Origin of the sequence: Hypericibacter sp., assembly GCF_050729195.1 — a bacterium.
GTDB lineage: Bacteria > Pseudomonadota > Alphaproteobacteria > Dongiales > Dongiaceae > Hypericibacter.
In genome coordinates this window covers 1-8214 of sequence record NZ_JBOHKS010000186.1, presented here as the reverse complement: position 1 = coordinate 8214, position 8214 = coordinate 1, and the positions used below count along the sequence as shown (strand labels likewise).

At 64.7% G+C, this 8214-nt stretch carries 7 protein-coding genes; all 7 read right to left on the bottom strand.

Annotated elements, in window-relative coordinates; translation table 11 throughout:
• Positions 1-221: 221 nt before the first annotated feature.
• The 7 genes from glpK to ACREE8_RS14300 all read right to left on the bottom strand — a co-directional run bounded on the left by glpK (position 222) and on the right by ACREE8_RS14300 (position 8080).
• Entirely contained in the window at positions 222-1718 is a 1497-nt protein-coding gene (gene glpK / locus ACREE8_RS14330) for a glycerol kinase GlpK (protein ID WP_431573689.1), read from the bottom strand.
• Between the two features lie 146 nt (positions 1719-1864).
• Complete coding sequence (locus ACREE8_RS14325; protein ID WP_431573688.1) at positions 1865-3598, bottom strand: ABC transporter substrate-binding protein; 1734 nt, start codon at positions 3596-3598, stop codon at positions 1865-1867.
• Between the two features lie 256 nt (positions 3599-3854).
• Positions 3855-4139: a DUF2160 domain-containing protein gene (locus tag ACREE8_RS14320; RefSeq protein WP_431573687.1), complete on the bottom strand. Its 285-nt coding sequence runs from the start codon at positions 4137-4139 to the stop codon at positions 3855-3857.
• 15 nt (positions 4140-4154) lie between these two features.
• Complete coding sequence (locus ACREE8_RS14315) at positions 4155-4988, bottom strand: carbohydrate ABC transporter permease (protein ID WP_431573686.1); 834 nt, start codon at positions 4986-4988, stop codon at positions 4155-4157.
• A 34-nt stretch (positions 4989-5022) separates the two neighbouring features.
• Positions 5023-5898, bottom strand: coding sequence for a carbohydrate ABC transporter permease (locus ACREE8_RS14310; RefSeq protein WP_431573685.1), 876 nt, complete (start codon positions 5896-5898; stop codon positions 5023-5025).
• A complete protein-coding gene (locus tag ACREE8_RS14305) occupies positions 5895-6980 on the bottom strand; it encodes an ABC transporter ATP-binding protein (protein WP_431573684.1) in 1086 nt (361 codons plus the stop codon). The genes ACREE8_RS14310 and ACREE8_RS14305 overlap by 4 nt, the downstream gene beginning before the upstream one ends.
• 17 nt (positions 6981-6997) lie before the next feature.
• Positions 6998-8080: an ABC transporter ATP-binding protein gene (locus ACREE8_RS14300; RefSeq protein WP_431573683.1), complete on the bottom strand. Its 1083-nt coding sequence runs from the start codon at positions 8078-8080 to the stop codon at positions 6998-7000.
• Positions 8081-8214 lie beyond the last annotated feature (134 nt).

Sequence of the window (8214 nt, the reverse complement as noted above, 5' to 3'; positions counted from 1 at the left end):
GAATATCCCCAAACAACAAGCTCTCACCCTCGGCAAAATCACACCGAAGACCTTGAATCATATTTACATCCATTCCGGAATCACTTCCGTGAATGCCGTAGCCCGCAAGGGGAGGGGGCTGGAAATTAGAAATCACATCGCATTCTCGAAATGGGGAGGAGCTAGAAAATACAAACCACGCCCTCTCCCCTTGCGGGAGGGGGTAGGGGGAGGGGCCGCCTTCACCGTTTCGTCAGCGTCCGCCCCACAGCGTCCGCCCAGCCGGCGAGTTTCTGGCGGCGCATCTTCTCGTCCATGGCGGGGAGGAAACGCCGCTCGAGATGCCAGTTGCGGGCGAGCTCGTCGAGGCCGGGATAGATCCCGGCCTGCATGCCGGCGAGATAGGCGGCGCCCAGCGCGGTGGTCTCGAGGATCCGCGGCCGGTCCACCGGCGCGTTCAGCGTGTCGGCCAGACATTGCATGGTCCAGTCGGAGGCGACCATGCCGCCATCGACGCGCAGGACCGAGCTGGCCGACTGCGCCTCGGGCCAGTCGGCGCGCATGGCTTCGAGCAGGTCGTGGGTCTGGAAGCAGACGGCTTCGAGCGCGGCCCGTGCGATCTCGGCCGGACCGGTCGAGCGGGTGAGCCCGAAGAGCGCGCCGCGCGCCTCGGCATCCCAATAGGGCGCGCCTAGCCCCACGAAGGCCGGCACCAGATAGACCTGCTGGTTGAGATCGGCCGCTTCCGCCAGCACGCCCGATTCCGCGGCATTGGCGATGATCTTGAGACCGTCGCGCAGCCATTGCACCGCGGCACCGGCAATGAAGATGGCGCCCTCGAGCGCGTAGGTCCGCTTGCCCTCGAGCTGATAGGCGACCGTCGTGAGAAGACGATTCTTCGAGACAACCGCGCGGCGGCCGGTGTTGAGCAGCGCGAAGCAGCCCGTGCCATAAGTCGATTTGATCATGCCGGGCTTGAAGCAGGCCTGGCCGACCACGGCCGCCTGCTGGTCGCCGGCGATGCCGAGGATCCGGATCGGCGCGCCGAAGAAGTCCGACAGGGTCGCGCCGAAATCGGCGGCACTGTCCCTGACCTCGGGCAGCAGCGAGCGCGGCACGCGGATGAGATTCAAGAGTTCATCGTCCCAGTCGCCGCGATGAATGTCGTAGAGCAAGGTGCGCGAGGCGTTGGTCGCGTCGGTCGCATGGGCGGCACCGCCGGTCAGGCGCCAGAGCAGCCAGCTATCGACGGTGCCGAAAGCGAGCCGGCCCTTGGCCGCGAGATCGCGCGCGCCCGATACATGGTCGAGGATCCAGGCGATCTTGGTGCCGGAGAAATAGGGATCGAGGATGAGGCCGGTCTTGGCCGAGACCATCGGCTCATGGCCGGCGTCCCGCAATCCCGCACAGATCTCGGCGGTGCGCCGGTCCTGCCAGACGATGGCGCGATGGATGGCACGGCCGCTGGCACGGTCCCACACCACCGTGGTCTCGCGCTGGTTGGTGATGCCGATACCGGCGATATCGCGGGGCCCCAGGCCCGCCTTGGCGATCGCCGCCTGACAAACCGCGAGCGTGCTGTTCCAGATATCCTCCGGCTCATGCTCGACCCAGCCGGAGCGCGGGAAATGCTGCTGGAACTCCTCCTGCGCCACGGCCACCACATGCTGGTGCGAATCGAACAGGATGGCCCGGCTCGAGGTGGTGCCCTGGTCGATGGCGAGAATATGGCTGGCCATGGTCTTCCCTCTGCCCTTCCCCCTCGCGGGTCTCTATCGAACGCGAAGCCTGCGACAGGGGGACATCATAAGCAATATGGCCCGGGGATCTTCATCCCCGGGCCATTGCCGCCGCGCCGTCAGGTCGATGGATGACGGCGAAACGATTACTGCTGCTTCGCGGCCGCCCAGGTCTTGATCAGCTCGTCATAGTCGATCGTCTGACCCGGACCCTTCTCGTCCGCAAGCTTCGGCACGGGCGCGCCGGGCTGGTCGAACCAGTACTTCGCGTCCTTCTTCTCGTTCAGCTTCGGCCCGCAATCGCCCTGGACGCCGGCCTTCTCGAGACGTTCGAGCACCTTGTCCTGGGCTTCCGCGAGCGCGTCCATCGCCTCTTGCGGCGTCTTCGCGCCGGAGCTGGCGTCGCCGATGTTCTGCCACCAGAGCTGCGCCAGTTTCGGATAATCGGGCACGTTCACGCCGGTCGGCGTCCAGAGCAGGCGGGCCGGCGAGCGATAGAACTCGATCAGGCCGCCGAGCTTAGGCGCGCGGTCGGTGAAGGACTTGTCCCAGATGTCGCTTTCGCGAATGAAGGTCAGGCCCACATGGCTCTTCTTCAGGGTCACGGATTTGGAGATCACGAACTGACCATAGAGCCAGGCCGGCTTCATCCGCTCGAGCGGCGTCGACTTCAGCAGGGTCCAGGAACCGCAATCCTGATAACCCAGCTTCATGCCTTCCTGCCAATAGGCACCGTGCGGCGACGGGGCCATGCGCCATTTCGGCGTGCCGTCGCTGTTCATCACCGGCAGACCCGGCTTCACCATGTCGGCGGTGAAGGCCGTGTACCAGAAGATCTGCTGCGCGATGTTGCCTTGGGCGGGAACCGGACCGGCCTCGCCGAAGGTCATGCCGGCCGCTTCCGGCGGGGCGTATTTCTTCAGCCACTCGACATATTTCGTGACCGAATAGACCGCGGCGGGCCCGTTCGTATCGCCGCCGCGGGCGACCGAGGAGCCGACCGGACGGCAGCCTTCCATGCGGATGCCCCATTCGTCGACGGGCAGGCCGTTGGGAATGCCCTTGTCGCCGGAGCCGGCCATCGACAGCCACGCATCGGTGAACCGCCAGCCGAGCGACGGGTCCTTCTTGCCGTAATCCATATGGCCATAGACGCGGACGCCGTCGATGGTCTTCACCTTGTCGGTGAAGAACTCGGCGATGTCCTCATAGGCCGACCAGTTGACCGGCACGCCCAGATCGTAGCCATAGGCCGCCTTGAACTTGGCCTTCATGTCCGGATTGGTGAACCAGTCGTAGCGGAACCAATAGAGGTTCGCGAACTGCTGGTCGGGGAGCTGATAGAGCTTGCCGTCCGGCGCGGTGGTGAAGGACTTGCCGATGAAGTCGTTGATGTCGAGCATCGGATCGGTGACGTCCTTGCCGTCGCCGACGATGAAATCACTGATCGGAACCGTCTGCTTGTAGCGGAAATGCGTGCCGATCAGATCGGAGTCGTTGATGTAGGCGTCATAGACGTTCTGGCCGGTCTGCATCTGGGTCTGCAGCTTCTCGACCACATCGCCTTCCTGGATGATGTCGTGCGTGATGTTGATGCCGGTGATCTCGTTGAAGGCCGGCGCCAGCGTCTTCGACTCATAGGAATGCGTGGTGATGGTCTCGGACACCACCTTGATGTCCATGCCCTTGAAGGGCTGAGACGCCTTGATGAACCATTCCATCTGGGCCATCTGCTGGTCCTTGCCCAAGGTCGAGGGCTGGAACTCGTTGTCCACCCACTTCTTGGCGGCATCCATCTGATCGGCAAATGTCAGGCGCGGACGGATGATCGTCGCGGCCGCGATGGCCGCCGTCCCTGCCAAAAATTGTCTACGCTTCATGTTGTCCTCCCAAAGTCGTCATGCTGCAGGATTGCAACGCGTTTGCATTGATGTCGGCACAGCGGTGGGGCCCCGGCCGATCTTCGTTGATTGACGCACTTGATCCATCCACTGGCGCCGACGGCTTTCGACGCCGACACCCTCTTACGCACCATGGCTTTCCTCCCAGGCTCTATGTCTTGCAAAGCAGGTTGAAGCTCAGGAACGTCCAGCAATCGACGGCGTGTCGCCCTTTTTGAGGGGGCGCGCGCGCCGCTCAGACCCAGCGAAACACGCAGAGCGCGTAAAGCAGGGAAATTCCAAGGGCCCACCACAGTGTCGGGCCGACCAGCCCGAGCCAGGCGAGATTGATGAAGGCGGCGCCGAGGAGCGACACGAACAGCCGGTCGCCGCGCGTCGTCTCGAAACGCAGGATGCCGATCCGCGGCGCGCCGCCGGGACGGCGGATCTCCCAGACCGTCATCCCGACCAGGATCAGGAAGATCACGATGAAGAAGGCCGCGGTCGGCCAGGTCCAGGCCATCCATGAGAGCGGGGTCATGGTCGCGTTCCCTCCCTAGACCCGGCCCAGGGCAAAGCCCTTGGCGATGTAGTTGCGCACGAACCAGATCACGATGGCGCCGGGCACGATGGTGAGGATGCCGGCCGCCGCGAGCACGCCCCAATCGATACCCGCAGCCGACACCGTCCGGGTCATGACGGCCGCGATCGGCTTGGCATTGGTGGTGGTGAGGGTGCGGGCGAGGAGCAGCTCGACCCAGGAGAACATGAAACAGAAAAAGGCGGTGACGCCGATGCCGCTGGCGATGTTCGGTACGAAAATCTTGACGAAGAAGCGCGGCCAGGAATAGCCGTCGATATAGGCGGTCTCGTCGATCTCGCGCGGCACGCCGGACATGAAGCCTTCCAGGATCCAGACCGCGAGCGGCACGTTGAAGAGGCAATGGGCCAGCGCCACCGCGATATGGGTGTCGAACAGGCCGATCGCCGAATAGAGCTGGAAGAAGGGCAGCGCGAAGACCGCGGGCGGCGCCATGCGGTTGGTCAGGAGCCAGAAGAAGAGATGCTTGTCGCCGGTGAAGCGGTAGCGCGAGAAGGCGTAGGCCGCGGGCAGCGACACCGTCACCGAGATGACGGTGTTCATCACCACATAGATGGTCGAGTTGATATAGCCCGAATACCAGGACTTGTCGGTGAGGATGGTCAGGTAGTTCTCGAAGGTGAAGGTGCGCGGCCAGAGCGAGTAGGTGGAGAGGATCTCCTCGTTGGTCTTGAGGCTCATATTGAGGAGCCAGTAGATCGGCAGCAGCAAAAACAGGATGTAGAGCGCCGGGATCAGCCAGGCGAGCCCACGCCGCTCATGCCGCTTCTTCGGGATTGCCGTGGTCATCGCCCACCTCGCTCGATAGCGCGTCGTCCCATGGTCATGCGTCCTTCTGCCCGGCGTTGGTCATCACCGTGTAGAACACCCAGGACAGCAGCAGGATGATCAGGAAGTAGATGAGCGACATCGCGGCCGCCGGCCCGAGATCGAATTGCCCGATCGCCATCTTCACCAGATCGATCGACAGGAAGGTCGTCGAATTGCCCGGGCCGCCGCCGGTCAGGACGAAGGGCTCGGTATAGATCATGAAGCTGTCCATGAAACGCAGCAGCACGGCGATCAGCAGCACGCGGTTCATCTTGGGCAGCTGGATATGACGGAAGATCGCCCAGCGCGAGGCGCCGTCGATGCGGGCCGCCTGATAGAAGGCGTCGGGGATCGAGCGCAGGCCCGCATAGCAGAGCAGCACGACCAGGCTGGTCCAGTGCCACACATCCATGACGACCACGGTGATCCAGGCCGCGATCGGCTCCTGGGTGTAGTTGTAGGGGATGCCCAGCATGTCGACGGCACGGCCGAGCAGGCCGATATCGATGCGCGCGAAGATCTGCCAGATGGTCCCGACCACGTTCCAGGGAATCAGCAGCGGCAGAGCCATCGCCACGAGGCAGAAGGAAACACCCCAGCCTTTGCGCGGCATGGCGAGCGCGATGACGATGCCCAGCGGAATCTCAACGATGAGGATGATCCCGGAGAACAGGAACTGCCGCCACAACGCCTCGAAGAAGCGATCCGAGGCAAGCAGCTCCTGGAACCATTCGAGGCCGGCCCAGAAGAACTCGTTGTTGCCGAAGGTGTCCTGGACCGAATAATTCACCACGGTCATGAGCGGGATGACGGCGCTGAACGCCACCAGCGCCACCACCGGCAGGACCATGAACCAGGCGCGCTGGTTGACGGGCTTGTTGTCGCTCATGCCGCCGCCCCGGCCAGCAGATGGCCGTCGAGATAGATATGGGTGTGACGCGGCGAGAAGGTGATCCGCGCCTGCGAGCCGTCGAAACGCGAGTCTTCGGTCGCCATGACATTGAGCGCATGGCCGGCGAGATCGACCCGCGCGATCTTGTAGCGACCGATATTGTCGATGCGCCGGACCTGGACCGGCAGTCCCTGCCCGTTGTTGGAAAGGGTGATGTATTCCGGCCGCACACCGAGCTCGACCTTGCCGCCCTGGGCCGGCGGCGCATAGCGCGCGTTCAGGCGGATCTCATGACCCGCGACCAGCGCCCTGTCGCCGCGGACCTCGCAGGGGATCACGTTCATGCCGGGCGAGCCGATGAAATAGCCGACGAAGGTATGGGCCGGCCGCTCGAACAGCTCCTCGGGCGTGCCGATCTGCACCACGCTGCCCTCGAACATGACGACGACCTTGTCGGCGAAAGTCATCGCCTCGGTCTGGTCGTGGGTCACATAGACCATGGTGAAGTTGAGCCGCTTATGCATGAGCTTGAGCTGCGAGCGCAGCAGCCATTTGAGCTGCGGGTCGATGACGGTCAGCGGCTCGTCGAACAGGATGGCGTTGACGTCGGCGCGGACCAGGCCGCGGCCGAGCGAGATCTTCTGCTTGCTGTCGGCGGTGAGGCCGCGCGCCTTGCGGCCGAGGATGGGCCCGAGCTCCAGCATCTCGGCCACCTCGCGCACGCGCGCCGCGATCTGCGCCTGCGGCACGCCGCGGTTCTGCAGCGGGAACTCCAGGTTTTCCTGCACGGTCATGGTGTCGTAGATGACCGGGAACTGGAACACCTGGGCGATGTTGCGCCGCTCGGTTTCGAGCTCGGTCACGTCCTGGCCGTTGAAGAGGATGCGCCCCTCGGTCGGCGTGACCAGGCCGGAGATGATGCTGAGCAAGGTGGTCTTGCCGCAGCCCGAGGGCCCGAGCAGCGCATAGGCGCCGCCATCCTCCCAGGTGTGGTTGAGCGTCTTGAGGGCGTAGTCCTGGGGCCCGCGCGGATGGGCGCGGTAGGAATGGGCCAGATTCTGGAGTTCGATGCGCGCCATGGCCGCTGTCCTCCCTCCTACGAAGCCACCGCGGGCGCCGAGACCAGCGCGCCGTCGGGGCGAAACACGAAGAACCGGTTGGGGTCGAGGTAGATCTCGATGTCGCTCTCGACCTCGAGCCGGCGCACGCCATGGACCAGCGCCACCCAGCGCCCGCCCGGCCAGTCCACATGGACGAAGCTCTCCGAGCCGGTGATCTCGGAGACGGCGACGCGGGCGCGCACCGCCATGGCACCGGAGGCCGGCCGGTCGAGCAACACATGGTTCGGGCGCACGCCGATGATGTAGTCGCCATCCGCGAGCGCCGCGAAGGGACCGCTCACCGGCAGCTGGATGTTGCCTGGCCATTGCAGCGCGCTGCCGCGCTTGGTGACCCGGACCTCGTTCATCGGCGGATCGGAGAAGACCTGGGCCGTGCGCAGCGTGTTGGGCCGGCGATAAAGCTCGATGGTCGGGCCGAACTGCGTCACCTGGCCTTGATTCAGGGTTACGGTGCTGCCGCCCAGCAGCAGCGCCTCGGAGGGCTCGGCCGTCGCATAGACGAAGATCGCCTGCGAGCCGGCGAAGACGCGCGGCAGCTCGTTGCGCAGCTCTTCGCGCAGCTTGTAGTCGAGATTGGCGAGCGGCTCGTCGAACAGCACCAGCTCGGCACCCTTGGCGAGCGCGCGGGCGATCGCGGTGCGCTGCTGCTGGCCGCCCGAGAGCTCGAGCGGCGTGCGGTCGAGCATGCCCTCGAGGCGCATCAGGGCCGCGACTTCCTTGACCTTGCGCTCGATCTCGGCCCGCGGCCTGCCGGCGACGCGCAAGGGGCTGGCGATGTTCTCGTAGACGCTCAAGGTCGGGTAGTTGATGAACTGCTGATAGACCATCGCGACATTGCGCTTGCGGACATCGACACCGGTGACGTCCTGGCCGCGCCAGAGCACGCGGCCGGAGGTCGGCTTGTCCAGGCTGGCCATCATTCGCATCAGGCTGGTCTTGCCCGAGAGCGTGGGGCCGAGCAGCACATTGAGCGTGCCGGGCTCGAAGACCAGCGAGATGTCGGCGAGATGAGTTTCGTTGCCGACCCGCTTGGTGACCTTCTGCAGCTCGAGCGTCATGGCGCGCCGCCCTTCTAGGCCGCCGGCGCGCGATTGAGATCGCGCCGGGTTGCGAACCACGCCTCGAGCGCCTTGGCGCCGTCGGCTCCGATATGAAGACCGAGCTTGGAGCGCCGCCACAGCACATCCTGGGC